The organism is Aeromonas sp. 102P (assembly GCF_051920345.1).
GTDB lineage: Bacteria > Pseudomonadota > Gammaproteobacteria > Enterobacterales > Aeromonadaceae > Aeromonas > Aeromonas veronii.
In genome coordinates this window covers 4388597-4412974 of the sequence record NZ_JBQBCZ010000001.1, presented here as the reverse complement: position 1 = coordinate 4412974, position 24378 = coordinate 4388597, and the positions used below count along the sequence as shown (strand labels likewise).

Below are 24378 nucleotides of genomic sequence, written 5' to 3'. Positions count from 1 at the left end.
TCTGTGGCCGTATTTGGTCATACTATTATTCTTGTGGGACAATACCCGGCAGCAGATTCCACAATCATGACATAGCCACCTATAGGCACCAAGTTTTATGGCCCAGTTTTTCAAGCCCCAAAAGAAGTCCACCCAGCTCCAACGCATTGAATTTACGATAGACACCCTCGATCACCACTGCGTCGGTATCGGTCGCCATCAGGGCAAGGCGATCTTCGTCGAAGGGGCACTGCCCGGCGAGACCGTCAAGGCACGCATCACCGAAGAGAAAAAGCAGTATGGTCACGCCGCCTTGCAACAGGTGGTTACCCCGGCAGCCAACCGTATCGCCCCCTTCTGCCGCCACTATCGCGAGTGCGGCGGTTGCAGTGCCCAGCACATGTCGGTTGCCGATCAGCAAGCCGCCAAGGCGGCCGGACTGGTCAGCCTGTTCGAGCGGTTGGGCAACATCAAGGCGCCGGCGCTGGAGCCGGTACTGACCGGTGAAGATCGTGCCTATCGCCGGGTCTGTCGTTTGGCCATCAAATTTGACAAGAACGGTCGCTGCACCCGGGTCGGTTTCCGCCGCCGCAACAGCAACGATCTGGTGGAGATCGACGGTTGCCCGGTATTGGCCGAGCCGCTCTCTGCGCTGATTGCCCCGCTGCGTGAGTGCCTCAATCGCTTGAAGAGCCAGCGTGAGCTGGGCCATGTGGAGCTTATCCAGGCGGAGCAGGGGATCATGATGCTGCTGCGCCACACCGGCCGCCCCAATGAGGCGGATCGCGCCCTGCTGGTGGAGTTTGCAAAAGCGCAGGGGATCGACCTCTATCTGCAAGCGGCCGATGATCGCATCGAAGCGCTGCAGCAACAATTTTCCCCATCCTATTCGCTGGATGGTCTGTCTCTTGCATTTGCTCCGGGTGACTTCATTCAGGTCAACGGCCCCATCAACCAGAGCATGGTTGAGCAGGCGCTGACATGGCTCGGGGCGAGCAAGGATGACAAGGTGCTCGATCTCTTCTGCGGTATCGGCAACTTCACCCTGCCGCTGGCCCGTCAGGCTCGCGAAGTGGTGGGTGTGGAAGGTGAACTGGCCATGGTGCAGCGGGCCGAAGAGAACGCCCGTCGCAACGGCATCACCAATGCCCGTTTCTACAAGGCCGACCTGAGCGATGACATCGTCGGCATGTCCTGGGCGCGGGAAGGGTTTGATCTGGTGCTGCTGGATCCGGCTCGCCCCGGCGCGCTGGAAGTGATGGGGCACGTCGTGAAACTTTCACCCAAGCGGGTGGTCTACGTCTCCTGTAACCCGGTCACCCTGGCGCGGGACAGTCAGGTACTGGTGAAAGGGGGTTACCGTCTGGTGCGCCTCGGCATGCTCGACATGTTCCCTCACACCGGTCATCTGGAGTCCATGGCGCTGTTTGAACGGGAGTAAATGACTCATCAGTTCGGCGATGCCGGATAGGTCATCCGGCATGTTCGTTACTCTTTGAGCAGGTGTGTATATGAAGTAATCCTGCTCATCGGTACGGCGATGCGGATATGTAATCTGGCATGTCTGCGGCTGTTTGAGCTGATGTGATTGGGGTAATCTAGAACCTCGTCGTTCGGCAGGGCCTGTTGGCGCGCTCTATTGTCTTTCTGGACAATATGCCTTGAAAAGTGCGCTGGATATCCCCATTTGAGGCAATCTCATGAGGGGGGAAAGTGACAGCTTTCGGCCCGATAATTTAAAGGATTGATACCATGGTTGCGGTTCGCGATATTCATTTGAAAGACAACTTCACCCTGGAAGAGTGGGTCAGCTCGCTCTCCTTGAGTGACAGTGAAAAGGATCAGCTGCGAACCGTCTACCAGTATTGTCTGACGCTCGGTGACGAGGCGCTGACCAGCAAGCTGCTGGTGCGCGGCATCGAAATGGTGGGTATCCTGCAGATGCTCAGCATGGATATCGGTACCCTCAAGGCCGCCATCATCTACCCCTTCGTCGAAGCCGGTCTCATCAGCCAGGAGCGGATGGACGAGGATTTCGGCTCCAAGATCGCCAAGCTGGTGGAAGGGGTGCTGGAGATGGAGGCCATCCGCTCCCTGCAGACCCTCCATCGCAGCGAAACCTCGCCGGAGCAGGTCGACAACGTGCGCCGCATGTTGCTTGCCATGGTCGAGGATGTGCGCGCCGTGGTCATCAAGCTGGCGGAGCGGATCGCCTGCCTGCGGGAAGCGAAGACGGCAGATGAAGAGACCCGGGTGCTGATGGCCCAGGAGATCACCAACATCTATGCACCGCTCGCCAACCGTCTGGGCATCGGCCAGCTCAAGTGGGAGCTGGAAGATCTCGCCTTCCGTTACCTGCACCCGGATACCTACAAACAGATCGCCAAGCAGCTCGACGAGAAGCGGCTCGACCGCGAGCGCTACATCCGCGAGTTTGTGCAATCCCTGCGTAATGGGTTGAAAGAGGCGGGAGTTGACGCCGAGGTGTACGGTCGGCCGAAACACATCTACAGCATCTGGCGCAAGATGCAGAAGAAGCACCTCGAATTCAACGAGTTGTTCGACGTGCGCGCGGTGCGGGTAGTGACCAAGCGGCTGCAGGATTGCTATGCGGCGCTCGGCATCGTGCATACCCAGTTCCACCACATTCCTCGCGAGTTTGACGACTATGTCGCCAACCCCAAACCCAACGGCTATCAGTCGATCCACACCGTAGTGGTGGGGCCGGAGGGCAAGACTGTCGAGATCCAGATCCGTACCGACCAGATGCATCAGGATGCCGAACTCGGCGTCGCGGCGCACTGGCGCTACAAGGAAGGGGCGCAGGCTGGCGGCAAGGCCAACACCTTCGAAGACAAGATCGAGTGGCTGCGCAAGCTGCTCGCCTGGCAGGAAGATCTCTCCGAGAGCGGCTCCCTGCTCGAGGATCTGCGCAGTCAGGTGTTCGAGGACAGAGTCTACGTCTTCACCCCGAAAGGGGATGTCATCGACCTGCCGGCTGGCGCCACCCCGCTCGATTTTGCCTATCACGTCCACAGCATGATCGGCCACCGCTGCATTGGCGCCAAGATTGATGGCCGTATCGTGCCGTTCACCTACGCGCTGCAGACCGGCGATCAGGTGGAGGTGATCACCCAGAAGGAGCCGAACCCGAGCCGCGACTGGATGAACCCCAACGCCGGGTTTCTGCGCTCCAGTCGGGCGCGGGCCAAGGTGGCGACCTGGTTCAGAAAGCTGGATCGGGACAAGAATATCGTGGCCGGTCGCGAGCTGTTCGAGAAGGAGCTGGATCGCCACAACCTCAGCATGTCCAAGATCGACAAGGGCAACATGCTGCGCCGCTTCAATCTGGAGAGCACCGACGATCTGCTGGCCGGTATCGGCAGCGGCGATATCCGCATCAACCAGGTGCTCAATTATCTCGACACCTGCTACAACAAGCCGACGGCGGAAGAGGAAGATCGCCGCTTGCTGGAGAAGCTGGAGCAGAAGGCCAACGCGCCGATGCGCCACAAGCCCAAAGACCACATAGTGGTGGAAGGGGTCGGCAACCTGATGACCCATATCGCCCGCTGCTGCCAGCCCATTCCGGGGGACTCCATTCAGGGCTTTATCACCATGGGGCGCGGCGTTTCGATCCACCGGGAAGATTGCGAGCAGTTGAAAGAGCTGTCACGTCGCAACCCGGAGCGGCTGATCGATGCGGTGTGGGGGGAGAACTACTCCGGCGGCTATGGCCTCACCATCCGGATCATCTCCAACGATCGCTCCGGCCTGCTGCGCGATATCACTACCGTGCTGGCCAACGAGAAGATCAATGTGATGGGGGTGCGCTCACGCTCCAATGTGCGCGAACAGACCGCCGAGATCGACATGGAGCTGGAAATTTACAACATCAACGCCTTCAACCGGGCGTTGGCCAAGCTCAGTCAGCTTAACGACGTGATCAGCGCCAAACGGCTTTGATATCGAACCGACCGGCCCCAGTGGCCGGTCTGCATTTACGACCCTTTTTGAACGAATCGAAAGCGAATATCCCATGTCCCAACGTTACGATCTGCCCCAACTGCTCGACATCATGGCTCGTTTGCGTGATCCGCAAAACGGCTGTCCCTGGGATCTGAAACAGGACTTCCAGACCATAGTGCCGCACACCCTGGAAGAGGCCTACGAGGTGGCCGATGCCATCGAGACCGAAGATTGGCAGGGGCTGAAAGGGGAGTTGGGGGATCTGCTGTTTCAGGTGGTGTTTTACGCCCAGCTGGGTAAAGAGCGGGGCTTGTTCGACTTTGCCGATATCGTCGATACAGTGAGCGAGAAGCTCATTCGCCGTCACCCCCACGTTTTTTCCGATGCAGATCTCTCCAACGAGCAGGCGGTAAAAGCGAACTGGGAGGCGGAAAAAGCCAAAGAGCGGGCGGCCCTCGACAAAGAGAGCGTGCTGGACGACATCCCGCAGGCGTTGCCTGCCCTGACCCGCGCCGCCAAAATTCAGAAACGCTGCGCCACTGTCGGTTTTGACTGGAAGACGCTGGGGCCTGTGGTGGACAAGATCCACGAAGAGATCGACGAGGTGATGGAAGAGGCATTGATGGCCGATGTGGACGAGGCGCGGGTGAGCGATGAGCTCGGTGACCTGCTGTTTGCCACCGTCAATCTGGTGCGTCATCTGGGCAAGGATCCGGAGCAGGTATTGCGCGGTGCCAACGCCAAGTTCGAACGTCGTTTTCGTCAGGTTGAGCAGATAATCTCCGCAGAAGGCTTGAAAATGACCGATTGCACCCTGGAAAAGCTCGATGCCGCCTGGGATAAGGCGAAGGAAACCGAGCAAAGTTGATTTGGCGCAAGATGGGGGGACGGTGAGCCTGATAGATTTTTGCTCATTGTTTGGGAGAGGGGTTTTTGGTATACTGTTTCCCCGTCCTGCTTCATCCCCGAAGCACCCCTTAAAATTCCCTAAACTTCTTTCAGGTTCAGCATGACGACCAAATATATTTTTGTTACTGGTGGCGTTGTTTCATCCCTCGGCAAAGGCATTGCCGCAGCTTCTCTGGCAGCCATTCTGGAAGCCCGTGGTCTGGATGTGACCATCATGAAACTGGACCCGTACATCAACGTGGATCCGGGCACCATGAGCCCGACCCAGCATGGTGAAGTGTTCGTAACCGAGGACGGGGCCGAAACCGATCTGGATTTGGGTCACTACGAGCGTTTCATCCGCACCAAGATGACCCGTCGCAACAACTTTACCACCGGCCGTATCTACGCCGACGTACTGCGTAAAGAGCGTCGTGGTGACTATCTGGGCGCCACCATTCAGGTTATCCCGCACATCACCAACGCCATCAAAGAGCGGGTGATTGCCGGTGCCGAAGGCCATCAGGTTGCCATCGTCGAAGTGGGCGGTACCGTAGGTGACATCGAGTCCCTGCCGTTCCTCGAAGCCATTCGTCAGCTGGCCGCCGAAGTGGGCCGCAACAACGCCATGTTCATGCACCTGACGCTGGTTCCTTACCTGGCTGCTGCCGGTGAAGTGAAGACCAAGCCGACCCAGCACTCCGTTAAAGAGCTGCTCTCCATCGGTATCCAGCCGGATGTGCTGATCTGCCGCTCCGACCGTGCCATTCCGGCCAACGAGCGCGCCAAGATTGCCCTGTTCTGCAACGTGCCCGAGCGCGCCGTCATCTCCATGAAAGACGTCGACTCCATCTACAAGATCCCGGCACTGCTGAAATCCCAGAATCTGGACTCCTACTTCACCGAGCGTTTCGGTCTGGAGTGCAAAGAAGCCGATCTCTCCGAGTGGGAACAGGTTATCTACGAAGAGGCCAACCCGACTGGTGAAGTGACCATCGGTATGGTCGGCAAATACGTCTCCCTGCCGGACGCTTACAAGTCCGTCAACGAGGCGCTCAAGCACGGTGGTCTCAAGACCCGTCACTCCGTCAACATCAAGTACATCGACTCTCAGGATATCGAGACCCGTGGCGCCGAGCTGCTGGAAGGTCTGGACGCGATCCTGGTGCCGGGTGGCTTCGGTGAGCGCGGTGTGGAAGGCAAAATTCTGGCTGCCCAGTATGCCCGCGAGAACAAGATCCCCTACCTGGGTATCTGCCTCGGCATGCAGGTTGCCATGATCGAATTCGCTCGCAACGTGGCGGGCATGGAAGGGGCTCACTCCTCCGAGTTCAAGAAAGATTGCGCGTATCCGGTCGTCGGCCTCATCACCGAGTGGGTGGATGAAGAGGGCAACGTCGAGACCCGTACCGAGAAGTCTGATCTGGGCGGTACCATGCGTCTGGGTTCCCAGCTCTGCCACCTGGTCGAAGATTCCAAAGTGCGTCAGATGTACGGCAGCCCGACCATTTACGAGCGTCACCGTCACCGTTACGAAGTCAACAACAAGCTGCTGCCGCAGATTGAAGCGGCAGGTCTGAAAGTGACCGGTCTCTCCGCCGACAAGAAGTTGGTGGAAATCATCGAGATCCCGGATCACCCCTGGTTCGTGGCTGCGCAGTTCCACCCGGAGTTCACCTCTACTCCCCGTGATGGCCACGCTCTGTTCGCCGGTTTTGTGAAGGCGGCAGGCGAGTATCAGAAGCGTAATTTGAAGTAATTGAAAATAAATGCGGTTGGGGCACTGTGCCACAGCCGCTTTTTTTGGCATATTTTTGTTGTTTTTTTACGAAACCTGAGGAAATACACATGTCCAAGATCGTTAAAGTGATCGGTCGTGAAATCATCGACTCCCGTGGTAACCCGACCGTTGAGGCCGAAGTTCACCTGGAAGGTGGTTTTGTTGGTATGGCAGCCGCTCCGTCTGGCGCGTCCACCGGTTCCCGCGAAGCGCTGGAACTGCGTGACGGCGACAAGAGCCGTTTCCTGGGTAAAGGCGTGCTGAAAGCCATCGAAGCTGTAAACGGTCCGATCGCTCAAGCTCTGCTGGGTAAAGATGCCAAGGACCAGGCCACCGTTGACCAGATCATGATCGACCTCGACGGTACCGAGAACAAATCCAAGTTCGGCGCCAACGCCATCCTGGCTGTTTCCCTGGCTAACGCCAAAGCTGCCGCTGCTGCCAAAGGCATGCCGCTGTACGCCCACATCGCCGAGCTGAACGGCACCCCGGGTGTTTACTCCATGCCGCTGCCGATGATGAACATCATCAACGGTGGTGAGCACGCCGACAACAACGTCGACATCCAGGAGTTCATGATCCAGCCGGTTGGCGCCAAGACCCTGAAAGAAGCCGTTCGCATGGGCGCAGAAGTGTTCCACAACCTGGCCAAAGTGCTGAAGTCCAAGGGCTACAACACTGCAGTTGGTGACGAAGGTGGTTTCGCTCCGAACCTGAAATCCAACGCCGAAGCGCTGGAAGTTATCGCTGAAGCCGTTGCCGCTGCCGGTTACAAACTGGGCACCGACATCACCCTGGCTATGGACTGCGCTGCTTCCGAGTTCTACGACGCAGAGAAGAAAGAGTACAACCTGAAAGGCGAAGGTCGTGTCTTCACCTCCAACGGTTTTTCCGACTTCCTGGCTGACCTGACCACCAAGTTCCCGATCGTCTCCATCGAAGATGGCCTGGACGAATCTGACTGGGAAGGTTTCGCCTACCAGACTGCTGAACTGGGCAAGAAAATCCAGATCGTGGGTGACGACCTGTTCGTAACCAACACCAAGATCCTGAAGCGCGGTATCGACAACGGCATCGCCAACTCCATCCTGATCAAGTTCAACCAGATCGGTTCCCTGACCGAAACTCTGGCTGCCATCAAGATGGCCAAAGACGCTGGCTACACTGCCGTCATCTCCCACCGCTCCGGTGAGACCGAAGACGCGACCATCGCCGACCTGGCTGTTGGTACCGCTGCTGGCCAGATCAAGACCGGTTCCATGAGCCGTTCTGACCGTGTTGCCAAGTACAACCAGCTGATCCGTATCGAAGAAGCTCTGGGTGCCAAAGCTCCTTTCCGCGGTTGAAAGAAGTTAAAAACCAGGCTTAATTTGCTGGTTTGCCAGCCTCGGCTGGAATGAAAAAAAACCGGAACCCTTGGGTTCCGGTTTTTTTATGCCTGATCCTTGCCACAACGGCCTGAGAGGCGAGGGCGTTGTGCCTCTGGTCTCGGGTCAGACAAAGGGGTGCATGCGCTGATAGCGCCCTGCATGCGCCTTGAAGCCCAGCTTTTCAAACAGGGCGATAGAGCGGACGTTATCTGCATCGATATCTGCGGTGAGGCGGGTGACTCCCAACGTGCTGGCGTGGGCGAACAGCAATCCCAGCGCCTCCGACATAAACCCTCTGCGCCAATAGGCCGCATTGAGCAGGCAACCCACCTCGCAGCAGTGGCCCGCCTCACTGAAACTGTGCAGGCCGCAGGTGCCGATCACCTTATTGCTCTTCCGCTCGACAATCGCCCACTCTAGCGACTCCCCCGTTTGCTCCAGCCGCACCACGCTTGCCATCAACTGCGCCACCATGGTGGGAGAGGTAAAGCAGGGATCAGAGGCAAACTCCATGGTCAGCGGATTGCCATAAATCTCGAACAGATCGGCGGCATCCTGCGGGCCAATGGTGCGCAGTACAATCCGTGTGCTGGTTAAGTCAGGTTTCATTAATCTCCTTGGGTAGTATTACGCCAGTAAATATATAGGTGAATAAAGAGACCGTATAAAAGTCGGTCTATAAAGGCAATTGGTACTATCACGACATACTCGTATCGCTACCACGATTCCGTATAACAGCGTAGCCACAAAACTCAACGCATGATAAAAACGCTACTTGTTGGCAGCCCCTGTTCAAGCATTTTTTATAATTATTTACCCACGGTATGGTATTTTTGATTCGATTATTTCTATATGATGTTCTGACCAGCCAAATTCTCCTTCATATTTGTTCCACATAAAACGAATGTATTGTTCTAACGAGTTAACAACCATTTTCCTATCAGGAACTGGGCCCACGTGAATAGCCTTGATTGAAGATAGAGAAATTTCTTTTTCAATGTAAGGAACTAAAATATTACCTTTAACACGGAACATGGTCTTTGGATATTTTTCTCCAACAGCCTCAGCATGTCTAATTTCACTTTCCTCTGTAAAACCAGAGTCTTTGAAAACTGATGCTAGTTCAATCAACTTGGGAACGAAATCAAATGCATCACCGAAAAACTGGCCATCATTTCTCTGAAAAAAAGACTCTAAACCTAAAACAGCCTCCTTTGTTGCTTGTCTGGCATTTTCCCGCTTTTCATCACTGTCATATAAGCATTTCCTGAGGGTGAATCCTTCATTCTCAAGGTCAAGTTCTTCAAACTCAATGGCAAACATTCCATATGAACGCCACTGACTCAAGAGATCCGATTTTAAACTAAAAGAACAGATAAAAATGGGGTCTTCTTCTGTTCCATACAGCAAGTACTCATTGATTTCAGACTTGATATATTCAATGGCTCTTTTGCGTTGTGCTCTAGAACTTTCCGACCAACTACCATTTTCTATTGCGTCATAAATAAAGGTAAGACCATCAGATAGTTCTTTTGAGTCATTCAAATATCGGCTGTCTGTTAACCTCAGCTTTCTAGTTTCTATGATTGATTTAACTGCGTTTAAATCAGTGTAATGATAAATTGACACAGACTAACTTCTCCAATTCTTATAACAGTAATCAGATGGAATATGGTACTAAAACATTAATACAGCCTTCCATCTAACTCCGCTAAAACCGGATACAGGCTGCGATAATTAATTTTTAAAATCATATTCTTATCTTTACCCACATGAAACTATACGTATTCGCTTGATCTCTTCTTTTTCACAATAATTACGACTGTATAGAAACGCCGTGTGACGTTAGCCATGGCAAGCGCTGACATGGCTACCGCCCCTGAATTTCAGCTTCCAGTCTGCTGCGGTTCACCAACGGGATGGGGTTGGCATGGCTCATGGGAGACTCCGACGAGGCAAGTGTTGCCAAATGGCAATATTAACCATGGCGCTGTGGAGAGAAAGCTCAATATTGAGATTTTCTGTGCAAGATCAATAAATTAATCAAATATCCCCCGCGATTGATGACGCGCCGAGATAGCGTGGACAACCATTTTTCATCTATCACCATAGAATATTCATGGTCATATCCGGCTTGAACCAGCATAAAACTCTTTGTTATTGTCCGCATTCCCCGCTGAAATAGCTTATTTATCTATAAATCAACAAGATAGCATTATGTGGTGGCGTCGCGGGGGCATCTGCTATCGGGAAGGAGAGTTATGAAGTCGCAGTTCAAAGTGGCGCTGGCCATGTTGGTCCTGTTCGTCGTCCAAGGCTGCACAGCCCCGGATTCATCCGCCAAACGCAATGCACCCGGCCCGGTGCTGACAGTGCATTACGAAAGTGCCCCCCTGATCCCCGTCACCATCGCCGGTGAGCAGTACCAGTTTTTGCTGGATACCGGGGCCAGTATCACCTTTATCGATCGTCGTCTGGCCAGCCGCTTCAAGGCGCTGACCTTAAGCGAATTGCCCAGGGCCTATCAGGCTGATTTTGCCACTGTGAGCAGCGTTTCGAGCCAACTGGGCAGCGAGCAGCTTGGCTTTGTTGAGCCGCAGCCCTTCTCGCTGGGGTCGGTCACCATTGATGACAGCGATCTGTGGGCAACCGTTGATTTCGATCTTTTCTCCCAGTCTCTTGGCAGCCGTATCGATGGCATCCTCGGGATCGACACCATCCGCCGTTTCAACTGGGTGTTTGATCGCGACAGGCATCAGCTCACGGCTTCGCTGACGGCTCCGTCGGCAGCCACGTTCGAGCGTTGCATCGGCTATGAAGATAGCTACAACCGCTCCCCGGCAGTCTATCTGACCCACGGCGAGAGCAGCGTGCGCATGTATCTGGATACCGGGGCCGATCAGAGCTATGCCGACCATGCCTTTATCGACTTTATGGCGAGCCAGGAGGCGATCTCTGGCGAAGATGCGATGCCACGCAAAGGGGTGGATGCCAGCGGTATGGTGGAGGGGCGTGACCATATCCTCACCGGCCTGCACTTTGATGAGCGCCAGCTCGGTGAGCTGCGCGTGTCGGAAAACAGCAATGAGCAGTATGGTCTGGGGCTGGATTTTGTTAACCGCTTCAATCGCTTTGCGATCATGCCCGGGCGGATGATGCTCTGCTACGATGCCGACAGCCTGGCGCGCAAAGTGCCGCCAGTCCTGCGCAATATCGGGGTGCGTTTTGATGGCGAGCATCTGCAGGTCTACTACAGCGACGAACGGGATCTTGCCCCTTATGGTCTGGCCAATGGCGACATTCTGGAGCAGATCAACGGGGTGGCTTATCGTCCCCTCGATATCGACAAGGTGCGTGAACTGCTCAGCACCAGCAAGCCGGGGTCGCTCAAGTTGCGGATTGTGCGGGAAGGAAAACCGCTGGATATCGCTATCTAGTCAAGGTGGGGGGCGGCAAGACGAGCCGCCCCCATGAGCCTCAGCCCTTGGTCGGATTTTCCATGCAGGTGAGGGTTGGCTGGCCGTAACGCTCCAGCGTGGCGTCGTCCCCCTTGGTGAAGAAGGTGAGGTTTTGCCCTTCATAACGGGCGCCGCTGGCGCTGGGGGCTTCATAGGCGAGCACTTGTTGCTGCTTGTCGCCCTCGCTCAGGTTGATCACCGCGGCGGGCAGCTTGGCATCGTTATAGAAGTAGGTAGAGAGAGTGACGTTCTTGCCGCACTGGTAGTTGACCGGTGCCGGCACCATCAGCTGGCCGCCGCTGATTTGCAGTTCGGTGATCCGCAGCAGGTAGTTATCCTCCACACACTGGCGCAGATCCTGCCCCTTCCAGCAGTCGTTGCGACCCTTGATCCAGCCGCGCTGCATGGCACGCTCGGTCTTGAGCTGTTCGGGAGAGAGCGCGGCAATCGCCTTGGGGTAGAGGGCCGCCAGTTCATTATCAAGGGCGGCCAGTCCGGCATCCTTGCAGATCAGGTTTTCGACCGACCCGGAGGCTTTGGTGCAGTCAAAGGAGGGGGTTGCGGCACTGGCGAGCAGAGGGGCAAACAGCAGGGGGGCAAGCAAGGTCATGTTCATCGATAGGTTCCAGCAATGAAGAGGGCATATCTGCCTACTACAGCACACTCTACAGGGCAATGCAGCAGGTGAGCCGAGCCCACTTGCACTGCTGAATGGCTGCCAAACGGAAAAACCCGACACTCCTGGCCGGAATGTCGGGTTTTTTGTGGCCGCGATAAAGGGGGGAGGCGGGTTGCCCGGTCGATCAGGCCAGCGCCAGTTGTTGACTGCGGGCGCGCCACAGCCGCTCGTGGAAGAAGAACACCACGGTGTTGATGGCCGGTTCGATCATCGCCATCACGCCGCCGGTGAGCAGCTCGCCGCTCAGCAGGAAGGCCACCCCGAAGGCCACCGAGAAGTGGACCACCGCGAAGCTGCTGGTCTTGGCCTGCAGGCTGTGATTTGGCTTGAGCTTGTGCCAGCCAAGGTCATGAAAGTAGAAGGCGACCGTGTTGACGGCGGGCTCGATCAGGGCGATCAGGCTGGCGGTCAGCAGTTCACCGGTCAGCAGGTAGGCCACGGTAAAGGCGACACCGAAGTGCAAGATGGCAAAGCTGATGGTCTTTTTCATGATGGCGGCTCCCTCTGTTGATGATGAGAGTATCCGCCGAAATGAGATTAAATGAAAACTATTCTCATCTATTGACAGAATAGAGAGAACCTATCAACGGGCGAGTGGCCGGTGCGGTTCAGCGGTTGCCAATCGCAGCCAAGGCGATAAAGTACAGGTTCTTCACACTTGCCCATGAAAAAGGATCTTTCATGAATATCAATGCCACCCTGCTTGGCCAGTTCATTGCGTTGTTGATGGTCATCGTCGGCGTCATCGCCTGGCGACTGGCGCGCCGCAAGAGCGAGCATCCGGCGCTGATCACCCTTATCTGCTCCCTGCTCTGTCTGTTTCCGCCCTTTGGCCTGCTGGCCCTGTTGCTGGTTACGCTGAAACAGGATCTGCCCGCCCGCTCATAGGGCGCGCAGGTTCAGGCTGCCGCACACACCGGCTGCACCAATAGAAAAAGCCCCGTGATGGGGCTTTTGCGTTTCAACTTTGTGGTCGCTGTGGGGCGGGGGATTAACCTTCGGCCTTGTTGAGCCACTCGACCTTGTACTGGGCGCCGGCGCCCTGCGCCAGCTTGGCGCACAGTGGTTTGAGGAAGGTTTCAATCTGCTCGTCCAGCATCCAGGGCGGGCTGATGATCAGCATGCCTGAACCGTTCATGCCCCAGTCGGCAGTCTGACCGGCCACTTCCAGCTCGGCCACCAGTACGTTACCGAAGTTCTCGCGCTTGATGGCGCGCAGCATGTCGCGGGATTTGTCCGCCTCCTGCCCGAGGATCGGATACCAGAGGGCGTAGATGCCGGTCGCCCAGCGCTTCTGCGCCTTTTTCAGGGTGTCGACCACGGCGAAGTAATCTTCCTTGAGCTCATAGGGCGGATCGATCAGCACCAGCCCGCGGCGCGGGGTCGGCGGCAGCAGCGCGATCAGCCCCTCGAAGCCGTCACGGTGGTGTACGGCGACGCGAGGGTCATAACCCATGTTGGCGCGCAGGTCTTCGACCTCGTTGTTGTGCAGCTCCATCAGCGCCAGCTTGTCCTGCTCGCGGGTGAGGCGACGGGACAGCTCCGGCGAGCCGGGGTAGTAGTGCAGCTGGCCATCGCTGTTCATCTCTTCGATGATGCCGAGATAGGGGGCCATGGCAGACCACTGGGCCCGCTCGTCCCACAGGCGACCGATGCCGTCGGCATACTCGGCCTTCTTCTGGGACCAGTCGCCGCGCAGGTCGTAGAGACCGCCACCGGCATGGGTGTCCAGCACGATGAAGGGTTTCTCCTTCTTCTTGAGGGACTCGATGATCAGGGCCTGAACGGCATGTTTCAGCACGTCGGCATGGTTGCCGGCGTGAAAGGCGTGGCGGTAGCTCAGCATATTAGATCTCTGAGGGGGCCCTGCTGGGCACCCAGTAACGATAGATAGTTCAACAAATTGCGGCTGTTGCCGCGAAACAGGGAGAGGCTGCGCAGGGTCTGCAACAGGACGCCCTGTTGCAGCCGCTCCAGCTCCAGTTCGTGGGCCAGCATCGACTGATACTGCTGCTCGTCGAGTCGCGTCTTGGCGCTATGGCGCAGGGCGCGCCACGGGGTCAGCACCGCCTCGGTCTGCACCAGCGCCGGTTGCAGGTCTGTGAGATCGACCACGATGCCGAGTTGATCAAGTCGGTGCAGCAGCAGCGCCAGATTGACGTTGCCCCCCTGCTCCTGCACGGTGAGCCAATCCTGGCTGCGCTCACCATAGACCTTGCCGCTCCAGTGCCAGAAGCCGATCGGCGTCGGCAATTCGTGGACCGCGACCCGCTCGCTGACCATCAGCTGTTCGTCACGCAAAGAAGGCTTGCTCCATGGTTTCCAGCTCTTCTGAGAGGCTCATCCACTCCAGCTCCACCTCTTCCAACTGCTCCTTGAGGGGGCCCTGGGATTTGAGCAGCTCGGAGAGCTTGGTTTTAGCGCTCTCTTCGTAGATGGCCGGATCGGCCAGCTGGCTCTCGATGTCGGCCAGCTTGCCCTGCAGTTTCTCCATGCTCACTTCGAGCTTTTCGAGCTTCTGGCGCAGGGGACGGGTTTGCTGGCGGAATTCCGCCTCGCGCCGCTTCTGATCCTTGCGCGCCACCGCCGAGTTGGCAGAGACGGGGCCATCCGTCGGTTTGGCGTTGGCCTCTTTCTCCTGCTCGCCGAGCCACTTGTGGTAGTCGTCCAGATCGCCGTCGAACGGCTCGACCCGGCCACCGTGCACCAGATAGAAGTCATCAGTGGTGGTGCGCAGCAGGTGACGGTCGTGGGAGACCACTACCATGGCCCCTTCGAAGCCTTGCAGCGCCATGGTCAGGGCGTGGCGCATCTCCAGATCCAGGTGGTTGGTCGGTTCATCCAGTAGCAAGAGGTTCGGCTTTTGCCAGGTGATCAGCGCCAGCACCAGCCGCGCTTTTTCGCCGCCGGAGAAGGGGGCCACCTTGTCGAGCGCCTTGTCACCGTGAAAACCGAAGCTGCCCAGATAGTTGCGCAGCTCCTGCTCGGTCTTGTCCGGCGCGAGGCGGGCCAGATGATCGAGCGGGGAATCATCGAGACGCAGGGTCTCCAGCTGATGCTGGGCGAAGTAGCCGATGCTCACCCCAGCGCTCACTTCGAGCTTGCCCGACAGCGGCGGGTTGGAGCCCGACAGCATCTTGATAAAGGTCGATTTACCTGCGCCGTTGCGGCCGAGCAGACCGATGCGCGAACCCGGTACCAGATTGAGTTTGATCTTCTCCAGGATCACCTTGTCGCCGTAACCGGCAGAGAGGTTTTCCATGGCGATGAGCGGGGTCGGCAGGGCCGACGGCTCGCGAAACTCGAAGCTGAATTCCGAGTCGGCGTGGGCGGGCAGGATCTTCTCCATCCGCTCCATCGCTTTCAGGCGGCTCTGGGCCTGACGGGCCTTGGAGGCCTTGTAGCGGAAGCGGTCCACATACGCCTGCATGTGGGACATCTCCCGCTGCTGCTTCTCGTACATCGACTGCTGCTGGGCCAGCTGTTCGGCGCGCTGCAGTTCGAAGTCGGAGTAGCCGCCGGTGTATTCGTTGAGCTTGCCGTTCTCGATATGGATGATGCGGCTGATGACCGAATCGAGGAAATCGCGGTCGTGAGAGATGAGCACCAGCGTGCCCTGATAGCCCTTGAGCCACTTCTCCAGCCAGATGACGGCGTCGAGATCCAGGTGGTTGGTCGGTTCATCCAGCAGCAGCAGATCGGAGCGGCAGAGCAGCGCCTGAGCTAGGTTCAGGCGCATGCGCCAGCCACCGGAGAAGCTGCGCACCGGCGAGCTGAGCTGTTCGTCGCTGAAACCGAGGCCGTGCAGCAGCTCGGCGGCGCGGGCGCGAATGCTGTAGGCGCCAATGGTATCGAGGCGACCGTGCAGCTCGGCCACCAGCAGACCATTGTCATCCTGCTCGGCCTGCACCAGCTGGGCTTCCAGCGAGCGGAACTCCTTGTCGCCGTCGATCACGTACTCGAGCGCGGAGCAGTCGAGCGCCGGGGTCTCCTGCGCGACACCAGCGATCTGCCAGCCAGCGGGCAGGCTGAAGGTGCCGCTGTCGATGGCCAGCTCGCCCCGTACCAGTGCAAAAAAGGTGGACTTGCCACAGCCGTTTTTGCCCACCAGACCCACTTTGTGGCCGGGGTGAATGGTGGCGGAGGCGTTGTCCAGCAGCTTGCGGCCGCCGCGGATCAGTTCGATTTGACTGGCAACTATCATGGGTGGGATCTGCTTGCTCAAAATGGAGGAGAAAAACTGGCGCGGATCTTACGTGAAATGACGCTGATTTGCACTGTAGCGAAGGGCTGGCCACTGGCTGGCGCTGCAAAAACATGCCATAACAGAGAAACCAGTTTGGTTACGGGAGGTTAGCATGCATATCAGGGATATTATGACGACCCGGGTCGCCACCGTTTCAATGGATGATCGACTCCGAGTCATCAGGGATATCTTCGAGCAGGCACACTTTCGCCATCTGCTGGTGTTGGAAGAGGAGGAGCTGGTGGGGGTCATCTCGGATCGGGATCTGTTCCGCGCTATCAGCCCCTATCTCGACTCCGAAGCCGAGATGAGCCGCGATACCGAAACCCTCAACAAGCGGGCCCACCAGATCATGAGTCGTCAGCTCGTCACCATCGCTCCCCATCTCACCGTGCGCGACGGCGTCAAGCTGATGCTGGATAAGGGGGTATCCTGCCTGCCGGTGCTGGAGAATGGCGCTCTGGTCGGCATCATCAGCTGGAAAGATTTTCTCAAGGCGGCGCTGGAGAGTGACGCGCTGGTTTGAGCCCAACGCTCATCGCCATCAGCTGACAGAGAACAAATAGAGAGAGGGGAGCCAAGGCTCCCCTCTCTCTATATTGGCTTTGCCGACAATGCCGGTTTGCACGCCGCCAGCATCATCATGGCTCGGGCTGCCCTGCGACAAGACAGGAGGGGCCGCTGCCGGAGAGGTGCGGCTGAAGATGGGTGCGGATCTCCTGCAGGGTGCGCTGGTACTGCCGGGCATGTTGATCGAGAAACGCGGGGCTGTGCTTGAGGCGTCGCTCCAGGGTATCAACCAGCAGCGCCACCCTGGGAGCGGCCATACCCGCTGGCCAGCAGTGTTGCAGCAGCTCCAGCAGTTGCCAGGCATCGCCCGGCAGGGCGGGGAACTCCTCCAGCAGCTGCAAGCCCGCTTGCAGGGCTGTCTGATATTGGCTGGCCTGCATCGCCTTGTGGCGTAGCTGGCGCAGTTCGTTCAGCCGCTGCTCTCTCGCCGTCAGACGCTGGCCCAGCTCGGCCACCAGATGGTGGAACAGCTGGCGGGTGAGCGGGTGGGGCGCCACCCTGACGCGGTATTGGGTCAGCTGGGTCAGGTAGCGCTGGGCGTGGTGGGGCAAACCGCAGAACTGGCTGACCGCAAAGCCGAGCAGCAGGGTGAGGTGGTTGTCGCTCCCCTCATCCGGCTGGTGGTGGGCAATCAGGATCAGCGCCTCGTCGAAGCGGTAATCCAGCCCCAGTATCAACGCCTGCAGCAGCTCATATTCGTGGGGTTGCAGGTGGACGGTGCGCTTGAGGTGCTCCCACTCCTGTTGCAGGGAGCGGATCCGGTTGCTGGAGGGGGCGTGCCACAACACTGCCAGACTGGCATTGAGCATGAAGCTGTCGATGGCGAGCCGGACGCGCTGCTCGCTGAAGTGGCGCAGGGTCAGGCTGTTGGCCTGCTCCAGCACCTTCTCCTCATCTTGCAGCACCAGCCCGAGCAACATCGCCAGCTGGTGCCAGCGCGGCTGATGGGGGCGGATCTGCAGCAGCTCTCCCATGGTCTCCCACGCCGCCAGCCAGTGATGCTGATGCAGCTGGCTGGCGAGTTGCAGCTCCAGCAGGGTGGCCATCGAGACGCTGGCTTGATGGCGCTGCAAGTCGGTCCGGGCGCTCTGCAATTTGCCGAGCCCCAGCATGGCGTAGAAGAGCCCGGCCCTTGGCCAGCTCGCCTGATACTCGTTGGCACAGAGGGCATAGTGCTGGGCGGCGGTGATCCGCTCGGCTGATTGCAACAGCAGGTAGCCCTTGAGTCGATCCAGCCAGGGGGTCAGCGAGCGATTCTCTCGTTGAAACAGCAGGTCTTCACAGAGGGCGGTAGCCAGTTGCCACTCCCGCAGCAGAATGGGGGCGGCCAGCGTGCGGGTCAGGTTGCTTAACTTCACCAGCTGGCCGAGCACTGCGGTGAGCTGTTGGGTCATGAAGGGGAGGGGCAGATAGAGGGAGAAGTAGAGATCCGAGGGGAGAAACTCCTGTTCGCTCTGGTCGGCATCGAGCAGCAGCAATACGCAACCGGGTTGCAGCAGGCCGAGATAGTGCGCTTCGTGCAGCAGCCGGGCTCCGTCAAGATCCTGCTGCTTGTCCTGCTGACAGATGATGGCGTCGAAGGCGTGCTGTTGCAGCAGGGCCAGCAGGCCACTGCGCTCGTGGTTTGGATGACTGTGGTAGTGGATCCGGTCGGCGGGCACTCCCTGTTCGGTCAGTTCCCGGGTGATGGCGCTACGGAGCAGGGGATCCTCTTCAAGCAGCAGTATCGTCATGCAGGTACTTCCTGTGAGCAAACCATTAGGTTGATTATGGTAGACCCAAGAGGAACATAGGCACAGCACTCGCTGAGTGAAAAGCTGACAGTAGCCAGCAGGGTACTGGAGGGCGCACTATGGGCTGTTATTTCAATCGGTTATGCCACCTCTCAGGGCGGCAACCTGTTATTGCCGAGGGCGGATCTGCGTCCCGAAGGGGCTGTCGCTCTGGCGGATCAGCCGCGACCCCTTGCCCTGTTCCCCCAGCCAGCTCAATTCCAGCTTGCCGAGGCGGCCCAGATGGCGTAGCTCGAACTCGTAGCGCTGGCAGAGGTTGTCCTGGGGCAGGCTCGCCATCCCCGCTGGCAGTCGGTATTGATAGCGAAGGAGTGGCCCATCCTCCAGCTTGCTGGTCACCGGCACCAGCCCCTCTGGGGTGGGCAGCGGCGCCCCGAGCGCACGGCGCAAACTGAGCGGGGCATCGATCGCCTTTTGATAGTGCAAGCCGTTCATCGCCGCCAGCTCCTCTTCCAGTCGTTGCAACTCCCCTTCCAGTCCATTGAGTGCCGCCCCCAGCTGCTGGTGGGTCGTTGACGAGGCGCAGCCACCCAGCAACAGGGTGGCAAGCAGCAGGGCGGCTCTGATGGGGGGCACGGCATCTCCTTGGCTATGACGATGAAGCGTGAAGGTCAGGTCGGCTGGCCCTGACTATAGCAGGGGATTGCTGGGGGGCGTCCCCTGCAGCAGTTGCGCCAGACGGGCCAGCCCTTCGCCGACCCGGGCGTCGGTGGCGGGTTGGCTCAGGCTCAGGCGCACCCCCTGCGGAGCGGCAAACTGACCGGCGGCGAAGTGTTCCCCGCTCGCCACGCCAACGTCAAGGGCATCGGCGGCAGCGGCAAACTGCTGGCTGCGCCAGGGCTCCGGCAGCGGCAGCCAGGCGTGCATGCTGCCCGGCTGCCAGCGGGCGGCGGGCAGCAGGTGGCGCAGCAGTTCGCCACGGCGTTTGAGGATCTCTCGCTGCTGCTCGACCAGCGGCATGATCTGGCGCTGACTGACCATTTTGCAGGCGAGCTCGATCAGCAGCGGGCTCACCATCCAGCTCGACAGCCGCATGGTCTGGGCGAAGGCGCTGCGCAGGGCAGGGGGCGTCAGCACGAAGCCCACCCGCAGACCGCCGCAGGCGATCTTGGCCAGACTGCCCAGATAGATGACCCGCTCCGGCGCCAGATTGACCAGAGGGATCACAGGTTGCTGGGGCAGCAGGCCGTTGACGTCATCCTCGATGATCAGCAGATCGTGGCGACGGGCGATGGCGACGATGGCCTCCCGCCGCGCCTGACTCATGATGGCGGTGGTGGGGTTTTGCAGGGTCGGGGTGAGGTAGAGCAGCTTGGCCCGGCGGGTGCGGCAGGCGGCGTCCAGCGCCTCGGGCAGCAGCCCCTCCTCGTCCATCGCCAGTCCCACCACCTGATTCTTCAGCTGGCGAGCGTTGCCCAGCATGCCGGGGTAGCTCAGCCCCTCGCACAGAATGGTCTCCCCCACGCAGCCGGTCGCCAGCAGCGCCAGCATGATGCCGTGCTGGGCGCCGTGGCTGAACAGCAGGCGATCCTCACTGCAGGCCACCCCTTGCTCCGCCAGCCAGTCGACGAACTGCTGGCGCTGATCCGGTCGTCCCGCCTCCTGGTCGTAGCCGAGCAGGGCGTTGAGATCCCCGTCCGCCACTTCCCCCAGCATGGGGCGAATGATGGCCGCCCGATCCAGCTGCACCGGCAGGTTCTGCCACAGCTCGATGCGGTGCCCCTCCTCCTGGCGGATCACCCACTCATTGGCGGGATCCGTGTTCGCTCCCTTGACCCAGGTGCCGTGGCCCACCCGGGCGGCCAGCAGGCCGCGCCGCTCCGCCTCGCTGTAGGCGCGGGTGACGGTGCCGACGGTGACACCCAGACGATCCGCCAGGGATCGGTGGGTAGGCAATCGGGTCTGCGGTGGCAGCTCGCCATTCACGATCCCTTGTTCGATCGCTTTGACCAGCTTGAGGTAGAGGGGGCCATCGAAGGCCGCAAGGTCGGGCGTCCAGATTGTCATGGTGACAATAAATCCATTGATCAAAATTTGTTGTCAATATAGCGTGAATTTCAACCTGATAACAACCGAATAGCACACATTGTATCGATACAATGTGGCGAGCAAGGAGTCACAATATGACGATGGAGTGGTATGTCACCCTGTTCGGTTTTGCCGTACTCACCTGCGGTACGCCGGGGCCCAACAACCTGATGCTGACAGCCTCCGGCGCCAACTTCGGGGTGCGTCGCACCCTGCCACATCTGCTCGGGGTGGGGCTGGGGCAGCCGGTGTTGCAACTGGTGCTGGCGCTGGGGCTCTATCCGCTGTTCGAGCGCTGGCCCTTGTTGCGCCTCGGTTTGCAGATCTTCGGTAGCCTCTATCTGCTGTGGCTGGCGTGGCGTATCGCGGTGGCCGGGGCGCCGGGGGATCCGGCACGGAGGGCCCGTCCGCTAACCATGCTGGAGGGGCTGGGCTTTCAGTTCCTCAACCCCAAGGCGTGGATGATGGGGATCTCCGCCATCAGTCTGTTCAGCCTGCCCGGCGCCAGTTACTGGTCGAGTCAGCTGGCGGTGATGGTCATGTTTGTACTGGTGGCCCTGCCGGTCTGCTTTGTCTGGGTGCTGTTCGGCCATCAGCTGAGCAACTGGATCAGCTCGGATCGGGGCTGGCGCCGACTCAACGGTTCTCTCGGTCTGCTGACGGCGCTCTGCGTAGTAATGCTCTGGTATTGAGCCGTGTTGCGCTGGAGGGGGAGGTGGCCTAGAAAGAGGCATTTCTGACTTGTCGCCACGGGGTTGGCTCTGCATATTAGAAGGCTTTCCCCATAACGGGTGCGTTGTATCGACAAGAGGTTGAGATGGATCTGAACTGGTTACTGCCCCTGGCGGGGTTTGCCCTGGTTACCTGCGGCACGCCGGGGCCCAACAATATGTTGCTCACCAGCGCCGGGGCGGCGCAGGGGTTTCGCCGCACGATTCCTCTGCTGGTGGGGGTGGTGGGGGGGATCAATCTGATGATCCTCGCTACCGCGCTGGGGCTTGGTGTGGTGTTCGAGAAGGTGCCGCTGCTGCACGACGGCCTCAAGATTATCGGCTCGGCCTATCTGCTCTGGCTGGCTTGGAAGGTGGCGACCGCCAGCGGCCCGGCCGAGGGCAACCGGCCGCTCATTCCCGCTCATCAGGGGGCCATGCTGCAACTGCTCAATCCCAAGGCATGGATGATGGCGCTCTCCGCCATCAGCGGTTTCACCCTGGCGGGGGAGGCTTACTGGCCCTCTGCGCTCTGGGTGTTGGTGATCTTCTTTATTACCGGCCTCTACACCGGGGCGTTCTGGGTGCTTTTTGGTGCCCAGGTGCGGCAAATCATTCGCACCGCCCGGGGCTGGCGGCGTTTCAATCTTGGCATGGGGCTGGCGACGGCCGCCTGTGTCGGGATGATCTGGATTTAGCCCGGGGTTGACCCGGGCCTTTACCGGCTGTCTTGTTGGCCCTGCGGGGCCTTTTTTATCTCGATCCAGTGACCTTGCCTGCAAGGTGGCGTGGTTCTGCCCTCCCTTGGGATGAAAGGAGTTCATATGAAATGTATCGGTCTGCTGGGTGGCATGAGCTGGGAGTCCACCGTCAGTTACTATCAGGCGCTCAATCGCGGGGTGCGGGCGCAGCTTGGCGGCTTGCACTCGGCGCGGGTGCTGCTCAACAGCGTCGACTTTGCCGCTATCGAGCGGTTGCAGCATGCCGGTGACTGGCCCGCTACCGCCCGCCTGCTGGCGGCGGAGGCGCGCAAGTTGCAGGATGGCGGCGCCGATTTCTTGCTGATCGGCACCAACACCATGCACAAGGTGGCGCCCGAGATTGAGGCAGCCATCGATATCCCGCTGCTCCATATCGCCGATGCTACCGCGGCCAAATTGCAGGCGGACGGGATAACCCGGGTCGGCCTGCTCGGCACTCGCTTCACCATGGAGCAGGATTTTTACAAGGGGCGCTTGCAGGATCGCTTCGGGTTGGCGGTGCTGGTGCCTGCCGAAGCTGAGCGGGAGCGGGTACACAGGATCATCTATGACGAGCTCTGTCTGGGGGAGATCCGTGAATCGTCGCGGGCCGAGTATCTGGCCATTATCGAGGGGCTGGCGGCTGCGGGTGCCGAGGCGGTGATCCTTGGCTGCACCGAGATTGCCCTGCTGGTGGGGGATGCCCGGGCGGCGGTGCCGCTCTACGACACCACCGCCATTCATGCCGAGGCGGCGGTCGCGCTGGCACTGGCATCCGATTAATAAACTGGTCAGATCTCACTATTCATGCTTGTCTCATACCCCTTGCCATAAAAGCGTGTAAAATTGCGCCCTGAATTTTCCCCGGCCAACGCGGGTTGGCTGCGGTTTCCTAGCATGCAAGGCTGACATTGTGACTGAAGTAGATAGATTCGCGGATATTCGCCCCTACCGCGATGAAGAAGTGCCGGCAGCCATCGAACGGCTGATCCAGGATGATGAATTTATCGGCGCCATCGCCAAGTATCGTTTCGGTTCCCTGATGAGCTGGCTGGGTTGGGCCATCCGCCCGATGATCCGCCTGTTCCTGCGCCGCAAATGGTCAAAAGTGACCACTGTGCATCAGGTCCAGATGGGGGTCACCCGGTACATGTCCCGCATGATCGCCACCTCCACCAAGGGGGTGACCTTCTCCGGGATCGAGCATCTGAAGAAAGAGCAGGGCTATCTGTTTGTCTCCAACCACAGAGACATCGCCATGGATCCGGCGTTCGTCAACTGGGGGCTGCACACCCACGGTTTCGATACCGTGCGCATCGCCATCGGTGACAACCTGCTGCGCAAACCCTGCGCCACCGAGCTGATGAAGCTCAACAAGAGCTTTATCGTCAAACGCTCCGCCAAGGGGCCGCGAGAGATGATGAAGGCGCTCGGCGAGCTGTCTGCCTATATTGGCAACTCGGTCCACGAAGGTCACTCCATCTGGATTGCCCAGAAGGAAGGGCGCGCCAAGAATGGCGATGACAAGACAGATCCCGCCATTCTCAAGATGTTCTACGTCGACGGCAAGAAGCAGAAGATCGACTTCGTCGACTACATGCGCAGCCTCAATATCGTGCCGGTCAGCATCAGCTACGAGCTGGACCCGACCGACAAGGCGAAGGCGCGCGAGCTCTACGAGAAGTCGGTCAACGGCAGCTACGAGAAGGGTGAGTTCGAGGATATCGAGAGTATCGTCGCCGGTATCGTCGGCATGAAGGGGCGGGTACACGTCTCCTTCGGCGCGCCGATCACCGAGGGCTTCAGCGATCCGGACGAACTGGCCGCGCTGATCGACAAGGCGATCTGGAGCAGTTACCACCTGTTCCCCAGCAACTATCTGGCGGCAGATGTCTCCGGCAAGGCCAATACCATCGAGCAGGCGGCCTTCCTGACCCGTCAGTCAGAGGTGCCGGAAGAGCACAAGGCGATCTGGCGAGCCATGTACGCAAAACCGGTGGAAAACGCCAAAAAGGCTTGAATGAAACCGGTTGTTAAACGGTTTTGCGAAAAAAACGGGCGCTGATGCGCCCGTTTTTGCGTCTGGTCAAAGTCGAGGGGGAAAGGGTGGTGAATAATATGGTTTCAGCTGGTACGATCACTATGAAAATGGGATTATGTCTCTTGGC

Annotated in this window: 21 protein-coding genes and 1 pseudogene; 12 read left to right on the top strand and 10 right to left on the bottom strand. The window is 58.8% G+C overall.

Annotation, left to right across the window (positions count from 1 at the left end; translation table 11 throughout):
* The first annotated feature begins 97 nt into the window (after window positions 1–97).
* The 5 genes and pseudogenes from rlmD (at window position 98) to eno (ending at window position 7985) form a co-directional block, all read left to right on the top strand.
* Window positions 98–1420: a 23S rRNA (uracil(1939)-C(5))-methyltransferase RlmD gene (gene rlmD / locus ACTG1K_RS20650; RefSeq protein WP_440006592.1), complete on the top strand. Its 1323-nt coding sequence runs from the start codon at window positions 98–100 to the stop codon at window positions 1418–1420.
* A 311-nt stretch (window positions 1421–1731) separates the two neighbouring features.
* Window positions 1732–3945 (top strand): GTP diphosphokinase, encoded by a 2214-nt coding sequence (gene relA / locus ACTG1K_RS20645; protein WP_005335588.1) that lies wholly within the window; start codon window positions 1732–1734, stop codon window positions 3943–3945.
* 73 nt (window positions 3946–4018) lie between these two features.
* Window positions 4019–4816 (top strand): nucleoside triphosphate pyrophosphohydrolase, encoded by a 798-nt coding sequence (mazG, locus tag ACTG1K_RS20640; protein ID WP_440006590.1) that lies wholly within the window; start codon window positions 4019–4021, stop codon window positions 4814–4816.
* 141 nt (window positions 4817–4957) lie between these two features.
* Window positions 4958–6595: a glutamine hydrolyzing CTP synthase gene (gene pyrG / locus ACTG1K_RS20635; protein WP_005335584.1), complete on the top strand. Its 1638-nt coding sequence runs from the start codon at window positions 4958–4960 to the stop codon at window positions 6593–6595.
* Window positions 6596–6684: 89 nt separating this feature from the next.
* A pseudogene (gene eno, locus ACTG1K_RS20630) lies at window positions 6685–7985 on the top strand (phosphopyruvate hydratase).
* A 124-nt stretch (window positions 7986–8109) separates the two neighbouring features.
* Here eno and ACTG1K_RS20625 read toward each other — a convergent pair.
* Both ACTG1K_RS20625 and ACTG1K_RS20620 read right to left on the bottom strand, forming a co-directional pair.
* Window positions 8110–8595: a GNAT family N-acetyltransferase gene (locus ACTG1K_RS20625; protein ID WP_440006588.1), complete on the bottom strand. Its 486-nt coding sequence runs from the start codon at window positions 8593–8595 to the stop codon at window positions 8110–8112.
* A 204-nt stretch (window positions 8596–8799) separates the two neighbouring features.
* Window positions 8800–9615: a hypothetical protein gene (locus ACTG1K_RS20620; protein ID WP_440006586.1), complete on the bottom strand. Its 816-nt coding sequence runs from the start codon at window positions 9613–9615 to the stop codon at window positions 8800–8802.
* 632 nt (window positions 9616–10247) lie between these two features.
* Between ACTG1K_RS20620 and ACTG1K_RS20615 the strand changes: the two genes are divergently transcribed.
* Window positions 10248–11423: an aspartyl protease family protein gene (locus tag ACTG1K_RS20615; protein ID WP_440006584.1), complete on the top strand. Its 1176-nt coding sequence runs from the start codon at window positions 10248–10250 to the stop codon at window positions 11421–11423.
* Between the two features lie 40 nt (window positions 11424–11463).
* On the opposite strand, the gene ACTG1K_RS20610 is transcribed toward ACTG1K_RS20615, so the two are convergent.
* Both ACTG1K_RS20610 and ACTG1K_RS20605 read right to left on the bottom strand, forming a co-directional pair.
* Complete coding sequence (locus tag ACTG1K_RS20610) at window positions 11464–12060, bottom strand: MliC family protein (protein ID WP_440006582.1); 597 nt, start codon at window positions 12058–12060, stop codon at window positions 11464–11466.
* A gap of 187 nt (window positions 12061–12247) precedes the next feature.
* Complete coding sequence (locus ACTG1K_RS20605) at window positions 12248–12613, bottom strand: DUF2061 domain-containing protein (RefSeq protein ID WP_042084552.1); 366 nt, start codon at window positions 12611–12613, stop codon at window positions 12248–12250.
* A gap of 191 nt (window positions 12614–12804) precedes the next feature.
* Here ACTG1K_RS20605 and ACTG1K_RS20600 point away from each other — a divergent pair, with 191 nt between their 5' ends.
* The gene (locus ACTG1K_RS20600; protein ID WP_440006580.1) at window positions 12805–13011 is read left to right on the top strand and encodes a hypothetical protein; all 207 of its coding nucleotides are present in this window, start codon (window positions 12805–12807) and stop codon (window positions 13009–13011) included.
* 103 nt (window positions 13012–13114) lie between these two features.
* Here ACTG1K_RS20600 and ACTG1K_RS20595 read toward each other — a convergent pair whose 3' ends face one another.
* Genes ACTG1K_RS20595 through ACTG1K_RS20585 form a run of 3 tightly spaced genes read right to left on the bottom strand, consistent with a single transcriptional unit; the run spans window position 13115 to window position 16327 of the window.
* Window positions 13115–13969: a 23S rRNA (adenine(2030)-N(6))-methyltransferase RlmJ gene (locus tag ACTG1K_RS20595; RefSeq protein WP_440006578.1), complete on the bottom strand. Its 855-nt coding sequence runs from the start codon at window positions 13967–13969 to the stop codon at window positions 13115–13117.
* Window positions 13963–14424, bottom strand: a complete 462-nt coding sequence (locus ACTG1K_RS20590; RefSeq protein WP_440006576.1) for a DUF2390 domain-containing protein — start codon at window positions 14422–14424, stop codon at window positions 13963–13965. Before ACTG1K_RS20590 ends, ACTG1K_RS20595 begins: the two co-directional genes overlap by 7 nt.
* A complete protein-coding gene (locus tag ACTG1K_RS20585; RefSeq protein ID WP_440006574.1) occupies window positions 14417–16327 on the bottom strand; it encodes an ABC transporter ATP-binding protein in 1911 nt (636 codons plus the stop codon). The genes ACTG1K_RS20590 and ACTG1K_RS20585 overlap by 8 nt, the downstream gene beginning before the upstream one ends.
* A gap of 154 nt (window positions 16328–16481) precedes the next feature.
* Between ACTG1K_RS20585 and ACTG1K_RS20580 the strand changes: the two genes are divergently transcribed.
* Window positions 16482–16895 (top strand): CBS domain-containing protein, encoded by a 414-nt coding sequence (locus ACTG1K_RS20580; protein ID WP_278171925.1) that lies wholly within the window; start codon window positions 16482–16484, stop codon window positions 16893–16895.
* A 115-nt stretch (window positions 16896–17010) separates the two neighbouring features.
* On the opposite strand, the gene ACTG1K_RS20575 is transcribed toward ACTG1K_RS20580, so the two are convergent.
* The 3 genes from ACTG1K_RS20575 to ACTG1K_RS20565 form a co-directional block, all read right to left on the bottom strand.
* A complete protein-coding gene (locus ACTG1K_RS20575; RefSeq protein ID WP_440006572.1) occupies window positions 17011–18672 on the bottom strand; it encodes a hypothetical protein in 1662 nt (553 codons plus the stop codon).
* A 168-nt stretch (window positions 18673–18840) separates the two neighbouring features.
* The gene (locus tag ACTG1K_RS20570) at window positions 18841–19308 is read right to left on the bottom strand and encodes a hypothetical protein (RefSeq protein ID WP_429150369.1); all 468 of its coding nucleotides are present in this window, start codon (window positions 19306–19308) and stop codon (window positions 18841–18843) included.
* Window positions 19309–19362: 54 nt separating this feature from the next.
* Window positions 19363–20739, bottom strand: a complete 1377-nt coding sequence (locus ACTG1K_RS20565; RefSeq protein WP_429150371.1) for a PLP-dependent aminotransferase family protein — start codon at window positions 20737–20739, stop codon at window positions 19363–19365.
* Between the two features lie 116 nt (window positions 20740–20855).
* Here ACTG1K_RS20565 and ACTG1K_RS20560 point away from each other — a divergent pair, with 116 nt between their 5' ends.
* From ACTG1K_RS20560 to ACTG1K_RS20545, 4 genes are all read left to right on the top strand, one after another.
* Window positions 20856–21452 (top strand): LysE family translocator, encoded by a 597-nt coding sequence (locus ACTG1K_RS20560; protein ID WP_005335536.1) that lies wholly within the window; start codon window positions 20856–20858, stop codon window positions 21450–21452.
* 125 nt (window positions 21453–21577) lie between these two features.
* Entirely contained in the window at window positions 21578–22168 is a 591-nt protein-coding gene (locus tag ACTG1K_RS20555) for a LysE family translocator (RefSeq protein ID WP_040068358.1), read from the top strand.
* Window positions 22169–22294: 126 nt separating this feature from the next.
* Window positions 22295–22993, top strand: coding sequence for an aspartate/glutamate racemase family protein (locus ACTG1K_RS20550; protein WP_323928123.1), 699 nt, complete (start codon window positions 22295–22297; stop codon window positions 22991–22993).
* Window positions 22994–23123: 130 nt separating this feature from the next.
* Window positions 23124–24230, top strand: a complete 1107-nt coding sequence (locus ACTG1K_RS20545; RefSeq protein ID WP_005362790.1) for a 1-acyl-sn-glycerol-3-phosphate acyltransferase — start codon at window positions 23124–23126, stop codon at window positions 24228–24230.
* Window positions 24231–24378 lie beyond the last annotated feature (148 nt).

Bases quoted from the DNA above. Each gene is read 5' to 3' on its own strand.
- rlmD (WP_440006592.1), top strand. From the start codon at position 98: ATGGCCCAGTTTTTCAAGCCCCAAAAGAAGTCCACCCAGCTCCAACGC.
- relA (WP_005335588.1), top strand. From the start codon at position 1,732: ATGGTTGCGGTTCGCGATATTCATTTGAAAGACAACTTCACCCTGGAA.
- mazG (WP_440006590.1), top strand. From the start codon at position 4,019: ATGTCCCAACGTTACGATCTGCCCCAACTGCTCGACATCATGGCTCGT.
- pyrG (WP_005335584.1), top strand. From the start codon at position 4,958: ATGACGACCAAATATATTTTTGTTACTGGTGGCGTTGTTTCATCCCTC.
- ACTG1K_RS20625 (WP_440006588.1), bottom strand. From the start codon at position 8,595: ATGAAACCTGACTTAACCAGCACACGGATTGTACTGCGCACCATTGGC.
- ACTG1K_RS20615 (WP_440006584.1), top strand. From the start codon at position 10,248: ATGAAGTCGCAGTTCAAAGTGGCGCTGGCCATGTTGGTCCTGTTCGTC.
- ACTG1K_RS20610 (WP_440006582.1), bottom strand. From the start codon at position 12,060: ATGAACATGACCTTGCTTGCCCCCCTGCTGTTTGCCCCTCTGCTCGCC.
- ACTG1K_RS20605 (WP_042084552.1), bottom strand. From the start codon at position 12,613: ATGAAAAAGACCATCAGCTTTGCCATCTTGCACTTCGGTGTCGCCTTT.
- ACTG1K_RS20600 (WP_440006580.1), top strand. From the start codon at position 12,805: ATGAATATCAATGCCACCCTGCTTGGCCAGTTCATTGCGTTGTTGATG.
- ACTG1K_RS20595 (WP_440006578.1), bottom strand. From the start codon at position 13,969: ATGCTGAGCTACCGCCACGCCTTTCACGCCGGCAACCATGCCGACGTG.
- ACTG1K_RS20585 (WP_440006574.1), bottom strand. From the start codon at position 16,327: ATGATAGTTGCCAGTCAAATCGAACTGATCCGCGGCGGCCGCAAGCTG.
- ACTG1K_RS20580 (WP_278171925.1), top strand. From the start codon at position 16,482: ATGCATATCAGGGATATTATGACGACCCGGGTCGCCACCGTTTCAATG.
- ACTG1K_RS20575 (WP_440006572.1), bottom strand. From the start codon at position 18,672: ATGACGATACTGCTGCTTGAAGAGGATCCCCTGCTCCGTAGCGCCATC.
- ACTG1K_RS20565 (WP_429150371.1), bottom strand. From the start codon at position 20,739: ATGACAATCTGGACGCCCGACCTTGCGGCCTTCGATGGCCCCCTCTAC.
- ACTG1K_RS20560 (WP_005335536.1), top strand. From the start codon at position 20,856: ATGACGATGGAGTGGTATGTCACCCTGTTCGGTTTTGCCGTACTCACC.
- ACTG1K_RS20555 (WP_040068358.1), top strand. From the start codon at position 21,578: ATGGATCTGAACTGGTTACTGCCCCTGGCGGGGTTTGCCCTGGTTACC.
- ACTG1K_RS20550 (WP_323928123.1), top strand. From the start codon at position 22,295: ATGAAATGTATCGGTCTGCTGGGTGGCATGAGCTGGGAGTCCACCGTC.